14 protein-coding genes are annotated in these 21,033 nt (G+C 42.1%); 11 read left to right on the forward strand and 3 right to left on the reverse strand.

Going from position 1 to position 21,033, the window contains the following annotated elements; all coding sequences use genetic code 11:
* Positions 1-72 precede the first annotated feature (72 nt).
* Positions 73-1,818, forward strand: coding sequence for a SulP family inorganic anion transporter (locus tag J1G40_RS11430; protein WP_265242772.1), 1,746 nt, complete (start codon positions 73-75; stop codon positions 1,816-1,818).
* A gap of 54 nt (positions 1,819-1,872) precedes the next feature.
* A complete protein-coding gene (locus J1G40_RS11435) occupies positions 1,873-3,285 on the forward strand; it encodes an MBL fold metallo-hydrolase (RefSeq protein WP_265242773.1) in 1,413 nt (470 codons plus the stop codon).
* Positions 3,286-3,666: 381 nt separating this feature from the next.
* On the opposite strand, the gene J1G40_RS11440 is transcribed toward J1G40_RS11435, so the two are convergent.
* Positions 3,667-5,049, reverse strand: coding sequence for an exonuclease domain-containing protein (locus J1G40_RS11440; protein WP_265242774.1), 1,383 nt, complete (start codon positions 5,047-5,049; stop codon positions 3,667-3,669).
* A gap of 149 nt (positions 5,050-5,198) precedes the next feature.
* On the opposite strand from J1G40_RS11440, the gene J1G40_RS11445 reads away from it, so the two are divergent.
* The 6 genes from J1G40_RS11445 to J1G40_RS11470 are packed head-to-tail and all read left to right on the forward strand — an operon-like array spanning position 5,199 to position 13,277.
* Positions 5,199-5,972, forward strand: a complete 774-nt coding sequence (locus J1G40_RS11445; RefSeq protein WP_265242775.1) for an SDR family NAD(P)-dependent oxidoreductase — start codon at positions 5,199-5,201, stop codon at positions 5,970-5,972.
* A complete protein-coding gene (locus tag J1G40_RS11450) occupies positions 5,965-7,557 on the forward strand; it encodes a sulfatase family protein (protein ID WP_265242776.1) in 1,593 nt (530 codons plus the stop codon). Before J1G40_RS11445 ends, J1G40_RS11450 begins: the two co-directional genes overlap by 8 nt.
* A gap of 4 nt (positions 7,558-7,561) precedes the next feature.
* Positions 7,562-8,416, forward strand: a complete 855-nt coding sequence (locus J1G40_RS11455; RefSeq protein ID WP_265242777.1) for a fumarylacetoacetate hydrolase family protein — start codon at positions 7,562-7,564, stop codon at positions 8,414-8,416.
* A gap of 5 nt (positions 8,417-8,421) precedes the next feature.
* Positions 8,422-9,993, forward strand: a complete 1,572-nt coding sequence (locus J1G40_RS11460) for a sulfatase (RefSeq protein ID WP_265242778.1) — start codon at positions 8,422-8,424, stop codon at positions 9,991-9,993.
* 17 nt (positions 9,994-10,010) lie between these two features.
* Complete coding sequence (locus J1G40_RS11465) at positions 10,011-12,110, forward strand: alpha-L-fucosidase (protein WP_265242779.1); 2,100 nt, start codon at positions 10,011-10,013, stop codon at positions 12,108-12,110.
* A 3-nt stretch (positions 12,111-12,113) separates the two neighbouring features.
* The gene (locus J1G40_RS11470; RefSeq protein ID WP_265242780.1) at positions 12,114-13,277 is read left to right on the forward strand and encodes an alpha-hydroxy acid oxidase; all 1,164 of its coding nucleotides are present in this window, start codon (positions 12,114-12,116) and stop codon (positions 13,275-13,277) included.
* An 18-nt stretch (positions 13,278-13,295) separates the two neighbouring features.
* Here J1G40_RS11470 and J1G40_RS11475 read toward each other — a convergent pair whose 3' ends face one another.
* Positions 13,296-14,081 (reverse strand): SDR family NAD(P)-dependent oxidoreductase, encoded by a 786-nt coding sequence (locus tag J1G40_RS11475; RefSeq protein ID WP_265242781.1) that lies wholly within the window; start codon positions 14,079-14,081, stop codon positions 13,296-13,298.
* Between the two features lie 10 nt (positions 14,082-14,091).
* On the reverse strand, positions 14,092-15,159 hold the full coding sequence (locus tag J1G40_RS11480) for a sugar phosphate isomerase/epimerase family protein (RefSeq protein WP_265242782.1): 1,068 nt from the start codon (positions 15,157-15,159) through the stop codon (positions 14,092-14,094).
* 196 nt (positions 15,160-15,355) lie between these two features.
* On the opposite strand from J1G40_RS11480, the gene J1G40_RS11485 reads away from it, so the two are divergent.
* The 3 genes from J1G40_RS11485 to J1G40_RS11495 all read left to right on the forward strand — a co-directional run bounded on the left by J1G40_RS11485 (position 15,356) and on the right by J1G40_RS11495 (position 21,007).
* Positions 15,356-17,086 (forward strand): IlvD/Edd family dehydratase, encoded by a 1,731-nt coding sequence (locus J1G40_RS11485; protein ID WP_265242783.1) that lies wholly within the window; start codon positions 15,356-15,358, stop codon positions 17,084-17,086.
* 18 nt (positions 17,087-17,104) lie between these two features.
* Entirely contained in the window at positions 17,105-18,442 is a 1,338-nt protein-coding gene (locus J1G40_RS11490; protein ID WP_265242784.1) for a GntP family permease, read from the forward strand.
* Between the two features lie 66 nt (positions 18,443-18,508).
* Entirely contained in the window at positions 18,509-21,007 is a 2,499-nt protein-coding gene (locus J1G40_RS11495; protein ID WP_265242785.1) for a c-type cytochrome, read from the forward strand.
* Positions 21,008-21,033: the final 26 nt, after the last annotated feature.

The following is a 21,033-nucleotide window of genomic DNA, read 5'->3' on the forward strand; positions in this document are numbered from 1 at the left end:
TGAAGTAAAGGCACTTTCTTCTAAAAAGAGGGGAGTATCCCATTTTTTATCATTTAATGTTACTTTTGAGGAATGCGAAATTTATTTCCATTTCTGGAATGGCTTCCTGGATATAAAAAGCACTATTTATCCGCGGATCTCCTGGCTGGTTTTACGGTGGCAATTGTTCTTATTCCACAGGGAATGGCCTATGCTATGATTGTTGGCCTGCCTCCGGTATATGGACTCTATGCATCTTTAATTCCTCTGGTGGTTTATGCTTTTTTAGGGACTTCCAGACAGTTGGCAGTAGGGCCGGTAGCTATGGACTCCTTGCTGGTGGCAGCAGGTTTGGCTACTCTTAACATAACCGGACTCCAGGATTACTTAGCTATAGTACTCTTTTTGACCTTTTTTGTAGGGGTAATTCAGTTGCTTCTCGGTTTAATGAGAATGGGGTTTTTTGTGAATTTTTTGTCCAGACCAGTGATCAGCGGATTTACCTCTGCCGCAGCATTGATAATCATGTTTAGCCAGCTTAAACATTTATTGGGTACTGATATTTCAGGAGGCACCAAATTATATCAACTTCTGGATAGTGCACTCCAGGCAGTGCCCCAAACCAATCTTTACGATCTCGGGATAGGGATTCTTGGAATCCTGATAATTTTTGGACTGAAAAAATGGAATAAAAAAATCCCCGGGATATTGATTGTTGTAGTACTGGGGATAGTGGCTACCTATATGTTCAATTTAGATCTAAAAGGGCTCAAAGTGGTAGGTGATTTACCAAGGGGACTACCAACGTTAGAATTACCACTTTCCGATATGAATAGTAATCTGGAATACCTGAAGAAGTTATGGCCCATTGCTCTTACTTTGGCATTAATAGGATATCTGGAAGCTATCTCTATTGGCAAGGGCATTCAGGAAAAGAATAACGAAGATACTATTGATCCTAATCAGGAATTACGTGCTTTAGGAGCTGCCAACATTGCTGGTTCTTTTTTTCATTCCTTTCCGGTCACTGCCAGTTTTTCCAGGTCCGCAATAAGTAACGAAATGAATACCAGAACTCCCTTAGCTGGTATTATCACCGCCGCCATTGTACTATTGACTTTACTATTTATGACATCGTTGTTTTACTATTTACCTAAGGCAGTATTGGCTAGTATCATTATGGTTTCGGTTTTTAGTCTGATAGATATAGCCTATGCAAGAAGTCTGTGGAAGCACAGAAAGGATGAATTTGTATTATTGATTACGACTTTCATAATAACCTTATTTATAGGCATCACCGAAGGAATTTTAATTGGAGTATTGATAGCCCTGTTGTTAATGGTCTATCGAACCTCAAAACCTCATATTGCGGTTTTGGGAAAAATAAGAGACACAGATTACTATAAGAATATTACAAGATTTGATAAGGATATTGAAGTTCGCGAAGATCTGTTGATAGTAAGATTTGATTCTCAACTCTATTTTGGAAACACCAATTACTTTAAAAGAAGGTTATTTAAGTTAATAGAGGAAAAAGGGGAGGCAATTAAAGGTGTTATTCTTAATGCGGAGGCCATTAATTATATAGATGCTACCGCCGCCCAGATGCTGATCAATGTTATTCAAAAACTGCATCAGCAGAATATAGCATTCTTTATAGCGGGGGCCATAGGTCCTACCAGGGATATTATTTTTAGCAGTGGAATTAAAGATGTATTGGATAGAGAGTTTCTTTTTGTAAGAACCAATGAAGCAGTCGCATATTTTGAAGACCCCTCCATGGTTTCAATCATAAGTGCCAAATTGGCTTCTCAGAATAAATCCATGACCAACCAGTAGTATTAGAAATATGAAAAAAGAAAATATACTTTTGTATAATAAAAAATCAGGGAAATGAAAATTGAACAAATCTATACCGGTTGTCTTGCACAGGGGGCATATTATATACAAAGCAATGGCGAGGCCGCTATTATTGACCCATTAAGAGAGGTAGAACCCTATTTAAAAAGGGCTGAAGAAGACGGGGTAACCATTAAGTATATATTTGAAACGCACTTTCACGCGGATTTTGTTAGCGGGCATGTGACGCTCTCAAAAGCCACCGGAGCTCCGATAATATACGGCCCTAATGCCAACCCGAGCTTTGATGCCATCATTGCCAAGGATCAGGAGGAGTTTAAGCTTGGGGATATCACTTTTAAAGTACTGCATACCCCAGGGCACACTATGGAGAGTACTACTTTTTTGCTGAGAGATGAGAAGGGCAAGGATTACGCAATTTTCTCGGGAGATACATTATTTCTGGGAGATGTAGGACGGCCAGATCTTGCCCAGAAGGCAGCCGATATGACAAAGGAAGACCTTGCGGGGATTTTGTTCGATAGCCTGAGGAATAAAATTATGCCGTTAAACGATGATGTTATTGTCTATCCCGCTCATGGAGCTGGGTCTGCCTGTGGTAAAAATATGATGAAAGAAACAGTAGACACTTTGGGGAACCAGAAGAAAATGAATTATGCACTGCGTGCAGACATGACCAGGCAGGAATTTATAGATGAAGTCACGGACGGATTACTGCCACCACCAAAGTACTTTCCTCTTAACGTAAAAATGAACAAAGAAGGATATGAGGACATTGGCGAGGTAATTAAAAGGGGTACTACTGCCCTTTCCCCGGATGCTTTTGAAGTAGCCGCTAATGATACAGGAGCTATAGTTTTAGATGTAAGACATCAGGACTTATTTATTAAAGGGCATGTTCCCAGGTCTATTTTTATCGGACTTAATGGAGATTTTGCTCCCTGGGTAGGTGCATTGATTGCAGATGTACAACAGCCCATCCTATTAATCACCCCGGAAGGAAAAGAAGAAGAAACCATAACTAGGTTATCCAGAGTAGGATTTGATAATACCTTAGGTTTTCTAAAAGGAGGATTTGAAGCCTGGGAGCAAGCCGGGAAGGATGTGGATACCATAGTCTCTATTTCTGCTGAGAAAGTTGAAGAATTAACAAAAAACCAGCAAGCTGCTATCTTCGATGTTCGAAAAGAAAGCGAGTACAAAGCCGAACACCTGGAAGGAGCAGAGAATACACCTCTTGATGTGTTGAACCAACATTTGGCTTCATTACCAACAGATAATACATTTTATGTTCATTGCGCCGGTGGGTACCGATCTGTGATTGCTGCTTCTATTCTTAAGAGCAGGGGATTCCATAATCTGGTAGATATAAAAGGAGGTTTTGGAGCACTAAAAAATACCGGTCTTAAAGTTACGGAGTATGTTTGTCCCTCTGGCAGTGAGTAGCAACAATGCAGTAAAAGAAACAAAATGTTGCACTTTGTCGAAAAAGTACCGAAATGTTGAATAAATCACAATTTTCACTGATTTTATTCTCAGTTTTACCCTATCTTTAATAGGAATTTATTTACATATTTTGCCTATTTGCAGAATATTCACACCTATTAGTTGTATCAACAGATATCTTTGATTTGGAAGCTTTCCTCATATAAAAGAACACCAGCCTAGTGTATAAAGCGGCTTTCAAATAACAGGGGCATTACGTAATTAGATTGCTATGGATCTACTTTGGCTATACACGATTTTTGTAATTCTCATATTTGTGGTATGGCTGCTTTTTATAATTCGGATGTATAAGAGAATGAAGGATTAGTCGGTTATAACATCCTATATCACCTTGTCTGGTTCCGTGTTTAAAATTTTATGAGGATTCTTTAGAAGGTAGGAAAACACAAGGCGTTGGGCTTCTACTGTATTCTGCTGAGGAGTTATATGAGCCGAAATGTCCTCAATAGAGCTGATTGTAATATCCTTAGAAATAAATCCAAAACCATTATACTGACCATTAGTGATTAAAATCACGGCATCTTCTCCTTTGTGCCTTCCCTTGTCCTTGATAACCACATCTTTATTTCCGGTTCTGATATATTCCATGGCACTGCGCACTTTTTTGTTATAATCTTCGGGCGATTCCTCATCCCTACAGATTCCTTCACAATTGTTTAATCTGTAATGAGAGCAGGAACTCACATTCTCCTGAAGATGACAATATTTAGCACAGAGTTGAAATTCTTCACATAATTGTTCCAGATACAACCTGCAATCTGTAGTGCTGTTTAGGATCAATAGGGGTTGTGGGGCCAGTTTAAGTTTATTAAAAGCCAAATGCAAAATGCCGTTTCTGTCTTCGTAGGAGAAAATGCCATACTGCTGAATTCTCCTTTTCTGCGCTCTGTTGTAGGGTGGATAGAGACTTTTTATGGCTGCAGATTCCATGAGTAATGCTACAATTTCACTCCCTGATATTTCAAAATCTACATCTGTGGTTTCATTGCACATCCTCACTTCTTTGGTCGACTTATCATAAAAGTGACTCAACACCCGCTTTTTGATGTTAATTGCTTTGCCCACATAAATAATTTCACCTTTGCTGTTTTTAAAGTAATAGATCCCGGCCTCCTGAGGTAAATTATTATATACCTCTCGCGCTAAACCAGGAGGTAAAGTGGCTTCCTGGGAACGTGCATTGAGAAATGTTTTAAATACAGCTTCCGAACCGTCCAGACCTATCAGCTTCCTGAAAAGTAAAACTGTGGCGTGGGCATCTCCCCTGGCACGATGGCGGTCTTTTAACGGAATATCGAGGGCTGAGCAAAGTTTGCCCAGACTATATGAATGGTAACCGGGAATTAGTTTTCTGGAGAGACGAACCGTACATAACTTTTTCCTGATAAAATCTCGTCCAATATTCTTGAATTCGTGCTTAATTACATTGTAATCAAAATTTACACTATGCGCTACAAATATACATTCCGATGTTATTGCCTCTATCTGTGGTGCTATTGCCTCCAAAGTAGGCGCGTTGCGGACCAAATGGTTGTCTATTCCTGTTAAGCCTGTAATGAAATAGGGAATTTCACATTCGGGATTAACCAGGGAAGTAAACTCGTCTATAATCTGATCTCCATCAAATTTGAAAATAGAAATTTCGGTAATCTTGTTACCTTTTATGCCATTACCAGTGGTTTCTATGTCTACAATACAATACAAGTGCTCCTGAATATTTTTGGGAAGATAAAGTTAGTCGATTTTTTAATAATTCAGCAGGCAGTCTCTCAGGAGATAAAATTAGAGAGAAAGACAGGTATTCTCTATGGTATTAAAATTTTGATTATGTATTTTTATGGAAATCACATTGAATGAAATTTAGTCTGGAAAATAAAACCGCCCTGGTTACCGGAGGTGGAAGTGGCATCGGTAGGGCAATCTCCATGGCCCTGGCGCAGCAAGGGGCAATAGTACATATTTTAGATATAGACCAGGATGGCAGCGCGGAAGTGTTAAAAGAGATCAGGGATGATGGAGGCGATGCAAATGTACATAGCTGTAATGTGGCTATCCAGGATGAGGTGAAGGAAACCGTAGCAGAAATTACAAAAAGCTCGGGGATAGATATTCTTATAAATAATGCCGGTATCGCACATATTGGCAATGTGGAGACGACTACAGAAGCAGATCTGGACAAACTCTATAATGTAAATATAAAAGGAGTATACAACTGTATTCATGCCTGTATCGGACATATAAAAGAAAATGGTGGAGTTATCATTAACATGGCATCTGTAGCCGCCACGGTTGGTATTTCTGAAAGATTTGCTTATTCCATGACCAAGGGTGCCGTGCTGACTATGACCTATGCTGTGGCCAAAGATTATCTGGAATTTGGAGTTAGATGCAATAGTATTTCACCTGGGAGGGTACATACCCCTTTTGTGGATGGGTATTTACAAAATAACTATCCCGATAACAAGCAGGAGATGTTCGAAAAACTTTCAAAAACCCAACCCATAGGAAGAATGGGCAAACCGGAAGAAATTGCTAACCTCACCGTATATCTTTGTTCCGATGAAGCCTCTTTTATCACAGGTACAGATTTTCCTATTGATGGGGGCTATATTAAATTAAATGGATAGAATTATACCCTATATTAAGTCGGCGTCTTTACTCTTACTATTGTTAGGATGTGCTCAAAGTCAAAAAGAAGCTGTACCCGAACAACAATTACCCAATATTGTTTATGTTTTGGCAGATGACCTTGGTTACGGAGATATAAGCAGTTTTAATCCGGAAGGGAAAATTCTGACGCCTAATATAGATAAGCTGGCTGAAGATGGTATGAAATTCACAGATGCACATACATCCGCTGCCGTATGCACTCCGACCCGTTACGGAATTCTGACAGGAAGATACAATTGGAGAAGTGGTCTTAAAAATGGCGTACTAACCGGCAAATCCAGGGCGCTGATCCCATCAGACAGGAGCACGGTGGCTTCTCTGCTTAAACAGGCCGGCTATACTACCGCCTTTATTGGCAAATGGCATTTAGGTTGGGACTGGGCTTTAAAAGACACAACAAATTTTGGAGGAGACGGTTGGGACCACAGAGATTTTGAAGGAATAGATTTTAGCAGGCCGGTCAGCAATACTCCAAATGGCCTGGGTTTTGATTATGCTTATGGGCACTCGGGTTCCCTGGACATGGCACCCTATGTTTATGTGGAAAATGGCAATATTACTGCAGCGGTAGATCATATTACCGAAAATACAGATAAATATACCTGGTGGAGAAAAGGGCCCACTGCGGCCGACTTTATACATCAGGAGGTGACTCCAAACTTATTTAGTAAGGCCCGGAAATATATACAGGAAAAAGCCGCAGATGAAAAACCATTTTTTCTGTATTTGGCACTGCCTTCACCGCACACCCCAATTTTGCCAGCAAAAGAATGGCAGGGAAAAAGCGGAATTAATCCCTATGCAGATTTTGTAATGATGATAGACAGCTATATGGGGCAACTTACTGCAGCTATTGCGGCAGCAGGAATAGAAGAAAACACCTTGCTGATATTTACCAGTGATAATGGCTGTTCTCCTGAAGCGGATTTTGAACTATTAGCAGAAAAAGGTCATCTTCCCAGTTATATTTACAGGGGGCATAAAGCAGATATTTTTGAAGGGGGTCACAGGGTGCCATTTCTGGCTAAATGGCCATCAAGGATTGCTGCTGGTACGGTAAGCGACAATACTATTTGTACTACTGATTTGTATGCTACCTGTGCTGAAATTACCGATATACCCATGCAGGAAAACAGCGGAGAGGACAGTTTTTCAATCTTATCACTACTTTCCGGAGGAGATGACTCCTCCTATAACAGACAGGCTACTGTGCACCATTCCATAAACGGTAGTTTTGCCATCCGCAAGGGTCCCTGGAAGCTGATTTTTGCAGCAGATTCAGGTGGATGGAGTTCTCCTAAACCGGGTGAGGCAATTCTGGAAGACGTCCCGGAATATCAGTTGTACAATCTTGACAATGATGCTGCAGAAAGCAACAATTTGTATGAGAAGCATCCGGAAGTTGCTACCGAACTCGAGGAAATTATGGCCCGCTATGTACACGATGGCAGAAGCAGGCCCGGAAATAAACAAACTAATGACGCCGCTTTATTTGGAAATAAGGATTGGCCGCAGATAGAGATTTTTAACCAATTAAAATAATAAAATGAAGCTTATAAGGTTTGGTGCTCCCGGAGTAGAAAAGCCGGGATTACTTTTAGAAGATGGTACCCGTCTGGACGTCTCCGAATTTGGAGAAGATTATACAGAATATTTTTTTGAAACTGATGGCCCTGACCGACTGCAGCATTGGCTAAACAACAATATCGCAGAGTGCCCTAAAATTGCTGAAGATGTAAGACTTGGTCCGCCACTTGTCCGCCCTTCTAAATTGGTTTGTGTAGGTCTTAATTACGCCAAACACGCCCAGGAGAGCGGAATGAACATTCCTTCAGAACCTGTGCTTTTTTTTAAGGCTACCTCGGCAATTGTAGGTCCCAATGATGATGTTGTCATCCCAAAGGGAAGTCTTAAAACAGATTGGGAAGTTGAACTCGCCTTTGTAATTGGCAAAAGAGCGTCTTATGTAAGTGAGCAGGAAGCTATGGACCACGTAGCCGGATATTTGCTGCACAACGACTATAGCGAGCGCGAATATCAGTTAGAGCGAGAGGGTCAGTGGGTAAAAGGAAAAAGCTGCGATACCTTTGCTCCCCTGGGCCCATTTTTGGCCACAAAAGATGAAATTCCCGATCCGCATAATCTGAATTTGTGGCTAACCCTTAATGGAGAAATGATGCAGAACAGCAATACTTCAGATTTTGTTTTTGGGATTCCAAAATTAGTCAGTTATATCAGCGAATTTATGACACTTCTTCCGGGAGATATTGTTTCTACCGGTACCCCGTTTGGGGTTGGCCTGGGATTGAATCCTCCTAAATATTTAAAGGCGGGAGATATGGTCGAGTTGGGAATAGAAGGACTGGGAAGTTCAAAACAAAAAGCCATAGCATATCAATAAACAAAATGCATTCTAAGAAAATCAAAGCATATTTACCCTTTCTATTGAGTTTGTTCTTGCTGAATTCCTGCAAAATGACCAACAATGGACAACCCGATACAAGGCCCAACATTGTTTTATTCCTTGTGGATGATATGGGTTGGCAAGATACCTCCGTGCCCTTTTGGGAAAAGAAGACACCCTTTAACAGCAGGTACTATACACCAAACATGGAAAGATTGGCCATGCAGGGTATGAAATTCACCCAGGCATATGCCACCCCTGTATGTTCGCCAACAAGGATAAGTCTTATGACCGGTATGAACGCAGCCAGGCACCGTGTAACAAACTGGACCTTAAAAAAAGACAGTATCCAACCTATGGAGAGGGAACATCCGACATTAGATTTTCCAATCTGGAACGTGAACGGCATGAGCGCTGTGCCAGGTGACCCCAGGGCGGTGCATGCCAACCCCTTACCTCAAATTCTGAAAGAGCATGGATATTATACCATTCATTCTGGAAAAGCACATTTGGGAGCCATTGGCACTCCGGGAGAAAACCCTTTAAATTTAGGGTTTGATGTAAATATTGCAGGTCATGCTGCGGGTGCACCGCAGAGCTATTACGGAACAGAGGATTTTGGTAATGGTCAAAAGGGGAAAGAGGATTGGGCAGTACCCGGCCTGGAAAAATATCATGGTGAAGATATCTTTCTTACAGAGGCCATTACCAGGGAAGCACTGGTAGCCATGGACACGGCCATCACAATTGAAAAGCCTTTCTTTTTGTATATGTCTCATTATGCCGTGCATACACCAATAATGGGAGATGACAGATATTTAGACAAATACCTGGAAAAGGGAATTGATAGTACTGAGGCAAAATACGCCTCTATGGTCGAAGGAATGGACAAAAGTCTTGGGGACATAATGGACTATCTTGAAGAAAAACAACTTGCCGAAAATACCATCATTCTATTTATGTCAGACAATGGAGGCCTAAGTGTACACGCCAGAGGGGGTGAGGCTAATACGCACAACAGGCCCCTTGCGAGTGGAAAAGGTTCTATGTACGAAGGAGGTATCAGAGAGCCCATGCTGGTGAAATGGCCAGGGGTAGTTGCCCCGGGTACTGTTAGCGATCAACAATTAATCATTGAAGACTTTTATCCAACCATCCTTGAAATGGCAGGAGTAGATCAACTATCAACCGTACAAGAGGTAGACGGGATAAGCTTTACCGCAGCACTTAAAGAACAGGTTGAGACTTCAGTAAATGACAGGCCATTATTCTGGCACTATCCTAACGAATGGGGCCCTGAAGGCCCGGGCATAGGTGCTGCCAGTACAGTGAGAAAAGGAGATTGGAAATTCATCTACTTTCATCAAGATCAACGTATGGAATTATTTAATTTAAAGAATGATATTGGCGAAACAGCTAATCTGGCTCCGGAAAATCCGATGGTTGTAACAGAATTGGCAAAAACCTTATCGGACCATTTAAGGGCGGTGCAGGCCCAGATGCCAAAAGATAAAAAATCTGGAAAGTCCATACCTTTTCCTGATGAAGTGATACGGCAAGGAACAACACCATAATATTAGAAGACACTTAGATGAGTATAAAACGATTTGTATTTTTTCTCTTTGGGCTAATGATTTTGATTGGCTGTACTCCGGAGGTGGCGCCACCAGCTCCTCTTGGTCCGATACCTTCAGCCAGGCAATTGGCCTGGCATAAAATGGAGTATTACGCCTTCGTGCATTTTAATATGAACACCTTTACAGATATGGAATGGGGGTTGGGTGGAGAATCTCCTCAAACGTTTAACCCTACCGAACTAGATACCCGTCAATGGGCAAGGGTGGCAAAAGAAGCGGGGATGAAAGGGATTATCATTACTGCTAAACACCATGATGGCTTCTGTTTGTGGCCCACCAAAACTACGGAGCACTCGGTTAAGAATGCTCCCTGGAAAGATGGGAAGGGAGATGTAATTAAAGAACTGGCCAAGGCGTGTGCCCAGTACGATTTAAAAATGGGAATTTACCTTTCCCCATGGGACAGAAACCATGCCGCATATGGCAAACCTGAATATGTTGAAGATTTTCACCAGCAACTCAGGGAGTTACTTACCAACTATGGTGAAATATTCGAAGTTTGGTTCGATGGAGCCAATGGGGGATCGGGTTATTATGGCGGAGCCAACGAGACGAGGAAAATAGATAACAAAACTTACTATCAGTGGGATGAAACCACAGCTATTGTTCGGGAATTGCAACCTAATGCTGTGATATTTAGTGATGGCGGGCCGGATATTCGATGGGTAGGGAATGAGGAAGGCTGGGCCAATACTACCAATTGGAGTATAATGAGACGGGATGAAATTTATCCCGGATGGCCAAGATATGTGGAACTCAGATCAGGACATGAAGACGGAACGCATTGGTTGCCTGCTGAGGTTAACGTTTCTATCAGGCCCGGTTGGTATTACCATCCAAGAGAAGATCACCAGGTGAAATCCCTTCCGCAATTGATAAAGATATATTATGAATCTATCGGCAGAAATGGCAACTTTTTGCTTAATCTTCCTGTAGATAATAGAGGACTGGTGCACGAAACAGATGTGCAGCAACTCCTGGCACTAAAAAAACAGATAGACAAGGATTTTGCTATAGAACTATCGGAAAAACAGACTATAAAATCTAGTGATACCAGGGGAAATAGTAATGAGTATGGTGCAGAAAACATTAATGATGGAGATAATGAAACCTATTGGGCCACCCCTGATGGGGTAACCACTTCATCTTTCACCCTCACTTTCGACACACCTACAGAAGTAAACAGGATGGTTTTACAAGAGTATATTCCGCTAGGTCAGCGTGTACAGCAATTTAGTGTTGAAGCTTTTGTGGATAATGATTGGGTGTTGTTAGATGAACAAACCACAATTGGCAATAGGCGTATTTTGAGATTTGATACGGTAAAGGCCAGTAAAATCAAGGTGAATATATTGAAATCCAAAGGTCCTCCCCTGATCTGCAATATGGAACTGTATAAGGCGCCAAATTTCCTTACTGCTCCGTTAATAAGTAGAAATAAAAACGGGGAGGTAAGTTTAATAAAGGCAGACAAGCAGTTAGAAGTGTATTATACTTTGGACGGGAGCTCACCGGATAGGGGCTCCATTAAATATACTGATCCTTTTTTGGTGGCCACCCGAGCTACTATAAAAGCAATTGCTGTGAATCCCGAAAATGGTGAAAGCAGTGTGGTCAGTAGCAAGTACCTGGATATTCCGAAAAAGGACTGGGAGGTATACGGGCCTGGTGCGGTTAAGTTGAAAGGAGCCGATCTCCTGATAGATGAAGACCCCAGGACATTTTGGGCTACTTCAGAAAATGCTGACACGAATCCTGAAATTGTCATAGATTTGGGTAAACAATATGCTATAGCGGGATTTACCTATTGGCCTAATCAGGAGCGTTATCCCTTTGGAATAGTTACTAATTACGAATGTTATATCAGCAGAGATAAACAAAATTGGCAATTGGCCGGTAAAGGGGAGTTCGCTAATATTGTGAACAGCCGTATTGAGCAAAGAATTAATTTTAAGACCATTGAAGGTAGGTATATTAAACTAAGGGCTACCCAATTAGCAGGTGAAGATAACAGGGCGTCCTTTGCAGAAGTTGGTGTTATAACTACAAATTAGACTATGGGAAGAATTACGGAAATAAAGTTTAATTCAAGATATCCATCGGTTGATGACCTAAGGACAAGGGCAAAACAAAGAATGCCCAAATTTGCATTTGAATATCTTGACGGGGGTTGTAATGAAGATGTAAACCTCCATAAAAACACTTCCCATATCCGTGAAGTGGAATTGCAACCAAAATACCTTGATAATTATGGGTCAGCAAATCTAAAAACCGAAATATTCGGGCATACCTATGATGCTCCTTTTGGAATAGCGCCAGTGGGTTTACAGGGCCTGATGTGGCCCAATTCTGCTGACCTTCTGGCCAAGGCTGCTGCAGATCATAACATCCCCTTTATACTAAGTACAGTCAGCACAAGTAGTATTGAGCGGATTAGTGAACTAACTGAGGGTAAGGCATGGTTTCAATTGTACCATCCGGCAGACAACAGTGTACGGGATGATATTATTGAAAGAGCAGAAGCTGCCGGATGTCCTGTTCTGGTTTTGCTTTGCGATGTTCCTACTTTTGGATTTCGACCAAGAGATATTCGCAATGGGTTGTCTATGCCCCCCAAAATGACCACAAATAATATCGTGCAAATACTAGGTAAGCCAAAATGGGCTATGCAAACACTGAAGTACGGTCAACCCAACTTTGAAACTTTAAGACCTTATATGCCAAAAGGACTCAACTTAAAAGATTTGGGACATTTTATGAATCAGACCTTTTCTAAGCGAATGACCGAAGATAAAATTGCGGCTATAAGGGATAAATGGAAAGGCAAATTGGTTTTAAAGGGGGTGGCCACTGAATTAGACACTGAAAAAGCCATTGCTCTCGGCCTTGATGGAATTATCGTCTCCAACCATGGCGGACGGCAGCTAGACGCCGGGGAGTCTACCATAAAACCCCTTTCAAGAATAGCGCAAAAATATGGGGACAAGATTACCGTAATGATGGATAGCGGAATGCGCTCCGGCCCTGATGTGGCAAGAACCCTGGCAAGTGGGGCAGTGTTTACCTTTATGGGTCGCTCTTTTATGTATGGTGTAGGGGCCCTGGGTAAAAAAGGGGGCAACCATACCATATCTATGCTAAAAACTCAGTTACAACAACTAATGGAGCAAGTAGGATGCGAGGAAGTTGCTGCATTGCCCGATTTTCTAAAACAAAACTAATCAATACAGCATCCGGAATTACTTGGCTGTCCATCCCCCATCCACCGTTAACATAGACCCTACCATATAACTCCCGGCATCGCTGGCAAGAAATATAGCAGCACCCTGGATTTCCCTGAGTTCACCCCAACGAGCCAATGCGGTAGCTCCAACTATAAAGTTCTTGGCCTCCGGAGTTCCTGCTATAGGAATATTCATTTCGGTTAAAAAAGGACCGGGACAAATGGCATTGACATTAATATTAAAAGGGGCCAATTCCAGACCCAAAGCCCGGGTCATTTGAACAACGGCTCCCTTGCTGGTAGCATATGGGGTTCTATTGGCTAAGCCAACCAACCCAAGAGTACTAGCCATATTAATGATGCTACCACTACCCTTCTTTTTCATATAGGGTGTCACTGCCCTCGAGGCATTCCAGGTGCCATCCACGTTCACCTTCATGACTTGCTGAAATTCATCAGGGCTTAATTCGTCAATGGCCCCGCGGATGTTAATTCCTGCGCTATTAATAAGTACATCAATGCTGCCAAATTCTTCTGCCACTGCTTTTGCAACAGACTCTATTTGAGATAAATTGGTAACATCAGCAGAAAATGCTTTGGCTTTTACTCCAAAGTCTTTTTCTAATTGGGCAGCGGCAACTTCTCCCTCTTCAAGATTTCTATTGACTAAAAAGACATTGGCTCCAACAGAAGCTAATCCGGCCGCCATTGCATACCCGAGGCCTTTGGAACCTCCGGTGATTATAGCATTCCTGTCTGTCATATCAAATTGTTTAACTCCAGGAAGAACAGTTTTACTCATATTCTCGTTTTTAATTAAATCCTAAATTTTGTTTGGCGTATATTAATGAAGTGCGATTATTCTCCACTTCCAATTTTAATTGATCATCGTTACTTTTATCAGAAACAAGGGGCAATGGATCCCTGGATTTCTGACTGCGGATACTTCGTAGGTAGGTACCTAACTCTTTTGCCGAAATATCTTCAAAGGTTGCCCAGTATTTATCGGTAAGACAAGGAATCTTCAAAGGGTCTCTGGTGATCATTTCCAGATTGAACCTGATGTTTGGTTGCTCTTTTTTTATTATCCTGATCATCTCTTCTATATCCAGATAACCTTCCCCAAGGTTCACTTCAGACATCAGAAAGCCATCATCGTATTCCTCAACGGCCATATCTTTTAAATGAACAGAGAATGAATACGGGGCTAATTCTTTAACCACCTCCATGGGATCTTCCAATAGAGAAATATTGTTGCCAGTATCAAGTGTAATTCCTACCCACTGGCTCCCAACATGTTTCAGGATTTCCAGAAATTCATTTATCCGCCAATCCTTATGGTTCTCAACTGCAAGTTTTATTTTGTGTTTTCTGACTATTGGTTCGGCCAGAAAAATAGAGTTAATAGCAGCAGCTTTAAACTTCTTAAAGGCCTCCAGGGTGTCAAAAGTTTCGTACCTGCGCCCGGAAAGACAAGCTGCCCTCACTATAGAAATTCCTGCCCGTTTAGCGGATAGAATATCGGCTTCAAATCTGTCGGTATCTTGCTGGTCTTTCGGAAGTCTTATTTGTCCCTCAAGAAACATTTCCAAAGCTTCAGATCTGGATCTTAACTGCTTTGATTCGCTTTTGTCCCAGTTGCGAATGCCCACTTGTATTCCCCCAAAACCCAGTTCTCCGCAATGTTCAAGCATTTCCATAGCAGATGTAAAGGGAGGGTATCCTGTACTCTCCATCTTTCTGTACCATCTCATGAGATAGGAGGCCTCAGCAACCCCAAACCTGGTATCGGCCAATATTCCTTTGGGTATTGGCATTAATGGCATTGTCATAGACAAAACCCCGGCAGACGAGGCTTTAATAAATTTTCTACGTCTCATTTCAGTGATCAAAAATGGTATTCAGTGCATCTAAAAATAACAAAAGATTCCTAGTACCTTGTCTATTTAGATAAAGAATACACTGAATTTGGTTTTATTGTTGCATTTTACCATCAGCAGGAAGGAAGATGACCTCATTTCATTATATTTATGATTCCGCTTGATTATTCTTAATTCATAAAACAGAAATTAAAATATGGGTGACAAAGGAAAGAAGAAGTTAAGGAGTGAATCCTGGTTTAATCCGGAAGATGCCAAGTCGGCATTTATCCATCGTTCATGGCTTCGTAATCAGGGTTATCCTAACGACTATTTTGAAGGTCGCCCGGTAATCGGAATATGCAACACCTGGTCCGAGCTTACACCTTGTAATGGTCATCTGAGAGAATTTGCCGAGTTTGTAAAGCGCGGCGTATTGGAAGCCGGTGGGGTACCCTTCGAATTTCCTGTAACCAGCATGGGCGAAATATTGATGCGCCCAACTGCAATGCTGTTCAGGAATCTTGCCAGTATGGATACCGAAGAAAGTATCAGGGCAAACCCCCTTGACGGAGTAGTGCTTTTAACGGGCTGTGATAAGACTACCCCCGCTACGGTCATGGGAGCCTGCAGTGTAGATCTGCCTACTATTGTAGTACCCGGAGGGCCTATGCTCAATGGAAAGTATAAGGGTGAACGCATCGGATCGGGCACTTTTGTCTGGCAACTAAAAGACAAGATTAAAAATGAGGGGTTTACCCCGGAAGACCAGATTGAAGCTGAAGTGTGCTCCGCAAGGAGTGCAGGGCATTGTATGACCATGGGAACGGCGTCTACCATGGCATGTATGGTAGAATCCTTAGGCCTTACACTGCCCGGAGCGGCAGCTATTCCTGCTGTTGATTCCAGGAAAAAGGTGCTGGCGCAATTATCCGGAAGACGTATTGTGGAAATGGTAAAAGAGGATTTGAAATTGTCAAAAATCCTTACCCGTGAGGCATTTGAAAATGCCATAAAATTAAATGCTGCTGTTGGCGGTTCCACTAACTTCATAATTCATTTGCAGGCAATAGCAGGTAGAATAGGGGTAGATCTGAATCTTCAGGAATTTGATACCCTTGGAAGCAAAATTCCGCTACTGGTGAATCTCATGCCCTCTGGGAAATTTCTAATGGAAGATTTTTTTGATGCAGGCGGTTTACCTGTTGTTATCAGGGAAATGAAGCAGCATCTGCACAACAATGCGATAACTGTTAATGGTAAACCTATAGGCGAAAACAATAAAAAGGCAGAATGTTATAACCCCGAGGTAATTGCCCCATTGGAGCAACCATTTTTGGAAGAAGCAGGAATTGCCGTATTGTATGGTAACCTTTGCGAAGATGGTGCGGTAATAAAACCATCGGCGGCAACTCCTGAACTAATGACCCATAGGGGTAAGGCAGTTGTTTTTGAAACCATTGAAGAGTTTTTAAGCACCGTAGATGATCCGGATCTGGAGATAGACGAGCATAGTGTGATGGTACTTAAAGGAGTAGGCCCGGTTGGTTATCCGGGAATGGCTGAAGTGGGCAATATGGACTTACCCGAAAAAATATTAAAAAAAGGAATCAAGGACATGGTCAGAATTTCAGATGGCCGTATGAGTGGAACGGCTTTCGGCACGGTGGTACTTCATATTTCTCCTGAGTCTTCAGTAGGGGGGGTGTTAGCACTGGTGCAGTCTGGTGATTATATTGTCCTGGATGTTCCAAACAGGAAATTGCATCTGGAAGTAACACCCGAAGAATTAGAAAAGCGAAAGGCTAGCTGGAGTCCTCCTAAACCCCCTTCAGATAGGGGCTATGTAAATCTTTATACAAAAACTGTACAACAGGCGCACCTGGGGGCGGACCTGGATTTTCTAAATGGAAAATCTGGAGATGAAGTAACCCGGGATGCCCATTAATTTTAAACCAACCAAATTATGATTTCCATTTTATTACTTGTATTAAGTGTGCTGATTATCATTCTGTTCACTGTAAGGCTTAATGTTCATCCATTTCTTGCGCTACTGGCGGCGGCCTTATTTTTTGCTCTTTTTTCTGGAATGGGTCTTAATGATATTGTTAATTATGTAAATGACGGTTTTGGTATAACTCTGGGTAAAATTGGGATCGTAATCATCCTGGGGGTAATAATCGGGGCGTTTCTGGAACATTCTGGGGGAGCTTACAAATTGGCAGAGGTTGTGCTCAGAATTATAGGTAAAAAGAGAGTGCATGAGGCCATGGGAATTGTTGGCTTTATCGTCTCTATACCTGTATTTGCCGACAGCGGATTTATCATCCTTAATCCCTTAAATAAAAGTTTAACCAAGCGGGCTAAACTCTCAATAGTAGGCACAGCTACGGCACTTATTTTGGGTCTGATGATCACCCACGTACTGGTGCCACCTACGCCGGGGCCAATTGCTGCCGCGGGTATAATCGGGGCAGATGTAGGCTTGGTGATGTTAGTAGGCTTGGTGATTGGTCTTTTGTCTCTGGTGGTTGCCATTATTTATTGTAAAAAAATGGGATCAAGAACCTATATAGATCCTAATCCTGATGTTACCGATGAGGTAATCCAGGAACGTATGAAAAAAGCTCCAAGTGCGTTTAAATCGTTCTTGCCCATACTGATACCAATTCTCCTGATTGTAGGGAAGTCTGTTATGGAGTTTAATATGGTGGAAGGGGAAGAAACTTCTGGCCTGGTCAAATTTATTTCTTTTATAGGTTCTCCGATTATTGCACTAATGATAGGGATGCTTTTTGCTTTTCTATTGCCTAAGAAATTTGATAAGGAGATGCTGGCCACTACAGGATGGGTAGGGAAAGCACTTACCGATGCCTCCAATATTATCCTAATCACAGGTGCAGGAGGAATATTTGGAACAATTTTGCAAAACAGTGGAATTGCGGATACACTCGCTGACTCACTCTCAGGTGCTAATCTCGGAATTTGGCTTCCTTTTTTACTCTGTGCCGCAATTAAAACTGCCCAGGGATCTTCTACAGTGGCCTTGATAACAACGGCCTCTATTATTGCGCCTTTATTGGTAACAATGGGTTTTACTACCGATATAGACAAAGCCCTGGTGGTTTCTGCCATTGGAGCAGGGGCCATGGTAGTTTCTCATGCTAATGACAGTGGTTTCTGGATACTTACTCAGTTTTCAGGAATTGATGTAAAAACAGGGTATAGGGTATATACACTTGGAACATTTGTTGTCGGAGTTTTCGCAGCACTAATGGTATATGTGGCGTCATTTATTTTATAAAGTAAAACTATCGGACCAAAGTATAATTCGTTAAAATTGAAGGCTCGAAACTCTTTAATTGGCATTTTGTTTACAGCAATTGCATTGCTATTTATTGGGTGCAATGAACAACCATCACCCCCTTTATCTCCGGAGGAGGCATTAGCCTCATTTGTCTTGGCAGAGGAGGATTTGGAGATTCAATTGGTGGCTTCAGAACCTATGGTTCAGGATCCCGTTGCCATTACCTTCGATGAGGCCGGGAGGCTATGGGTAGTGGAAATGCTGGGTTTTATGGCCGATATTGACGGAACAGGGGAGCTAGATCCGGTGGGAAGAGTATCTGTTTTGTTTGATGACGATATGGACGGGAAAATGGACAGGAGCACCGTATTTCTCGATAGCCTGGTATTGCCAAGAGCAGTTGCCATTGTAAAAGGCGGGGTACTGATATCAGAAAATATCCCCCTGTGGTACGCAGAGGATACTGATGGAGATTTTGTAGCGGATAAAAAAGTATTGATAGATAGTACATATGGTGGTTCGGGCATGCCAGAGCACTCAGCAAATGGTCTATGGCGGGGCATGGATAATTGGTTGTACAACGCAAAATCTAGTTATCGCTATAAGGAAATAGACGGAAAGTGGAAGAAGGATAGCACAGAATTCAGAGGGCAATGGGGAATAGTTCATGACAACGCCGGAAGATTGTTTTATAACTATAATTGGTCTCAATTACATGCAGATCTTGTACCGCCAAATGCCTTGCTTGCCAATAAGAACCATACACCATCCAGTGGAATAGATCACGGACTAACCCTGGAACGTGAAATTTATCCTATTCGTAGCAATACTGCCGTAAATAGGGGATATGTTCCAGGAACCCTGGACGCAAAGGGCAGGCTGCTCGAATTTGCCTCTGCTTGTGGGCCCTTGATTTACAGAGGTGATGCGCTCCCCCAATCGTATGATGGCGATGCATTTATATGTGAACCTACTGCAAATCTTATAAAGAGAAATAAGATTTCATCAGACGGATTTATGCTTGCTGCTGAAGGAAGGTATAAGAACAGGGAGTTTTTGGCATCTACCGATGAGAGGTTCAGGCCAATTTCTGCTGCTTCCGGGCCAGATGGAGCCATATATGTAGTAGACATGTATAAGGGCATAATACAGCATGGGCCCTATATGACCCCTTACCTTAGAAAAATTACTCTCGATAGAAAGTTAGACCAACCCATTCATATGGGAAGGATATGGCGTATAACTTCAAAGAAGGAGAATAAACAACAACCAGCAAATCTCTCCGGAGCGGATACAAAGACATTGGTGCATCTGCTGGAACATCCCAATGGCTGGACACGGGATATGGCACAAAGACTATTGGTTGATAAGGCAGATACTTTATCAATTCCAGAGCTAAATGAGATGGTTACTTCCGGAAGTGAACTTGGTAAATTACATGCATTATGGACATTGGAAGGCCTGGGAGCAGTAGATGCCGAACTTTGCCTCAAGGCCATGAAGGCCAATGATCCTTTTGTTGCTCAAACAGCTGTCCGCATACTGATGCAAATGAAAAATCAAGATGTAGATGTAATTGCCCAATTCGAGGAATTTATACAGGAAGAATTTAACAAGGCACATCCCGTTTTGCAAATGCAGATGGTTATGGCAAGTAATACAGTATCGGCCGAAGTTGCTTTTGAAGTTGCCGAAAGATTCCTTGATATCTATAAAGATCTGCCTCTGTCCAGAGATGTCGTAATGAGTAGTTTGGCCGATAGGGAGTTACAGATGCTAGGTGCAATATTATCTCATGAAGGGTGGGAAGACCGGGAGCAGTACAAGGAAATCTTTCTGGAAATGCTGGCCACAGCCATAACCAATGGGGGTTCGGTTGAAGGAGCAAAGGCGATGTTCACTTTACTGGAATCTAATTCCGGGCAATCAGAGTTATGGATTGCTACTGCCATTGCACAAGGAATTGCGAATGCTAAAAGGCCGGAGAATACCCCTTCAATTGAATTGGAAGCTGAACCGGATATTTTTAAAGGTCATGAGCACTTACCGGCAGAAATAGTGCTCTTATTTAAGGATATGCAAAGGCATTATAGCTGGCCCGGCAAAACAGATTCAACACTCCCCGATTCGGAAATATCAAATAAGATTAACAGGGAAGTCTATGCCCTGGGCAGACAGCAGTATCTTAATCTCTGCGCCAATTGCCATGCCACCAATGGTGAAGGCATGAAAAGATTCGCTCCGCCTTTAAAAAACTCGAGCTGGGTCACAGGTGACCAATATAAATTGGCAATGATATTGTTGCACGGTATGGAAGGGCCGGTAACTGTGGATGGCAAATTGTACGACATCCCGGATATTCTCCCGAGTATGCCTTCATTTACTACCCTTCAAAATAATGATATTGCTGCCATTGCCACATATATCAGAAACAGCTGGGGAAATAGTGCACCTGAAATAGGTGCCGGTACTATTGGGAGGATCAGATTCAGAACCCAGGGGAAAATTACTCCCTGGAAAGCCACAGAACTAGATACGGTAATTTTCGACGAAAAGTTATAGGAATTATTCTTAATGTTAAAAGGGAA

Origin of the sequence: Muriicola sp. Z0-33, from assembly GCF_026126425.1 — a bacterium.
Taxonomy (GTDB): Bacteria; Bacteroidota; Bacteroidia; order Flavobacteriales; family Flavobacteriaceae; genus JAFMPW01.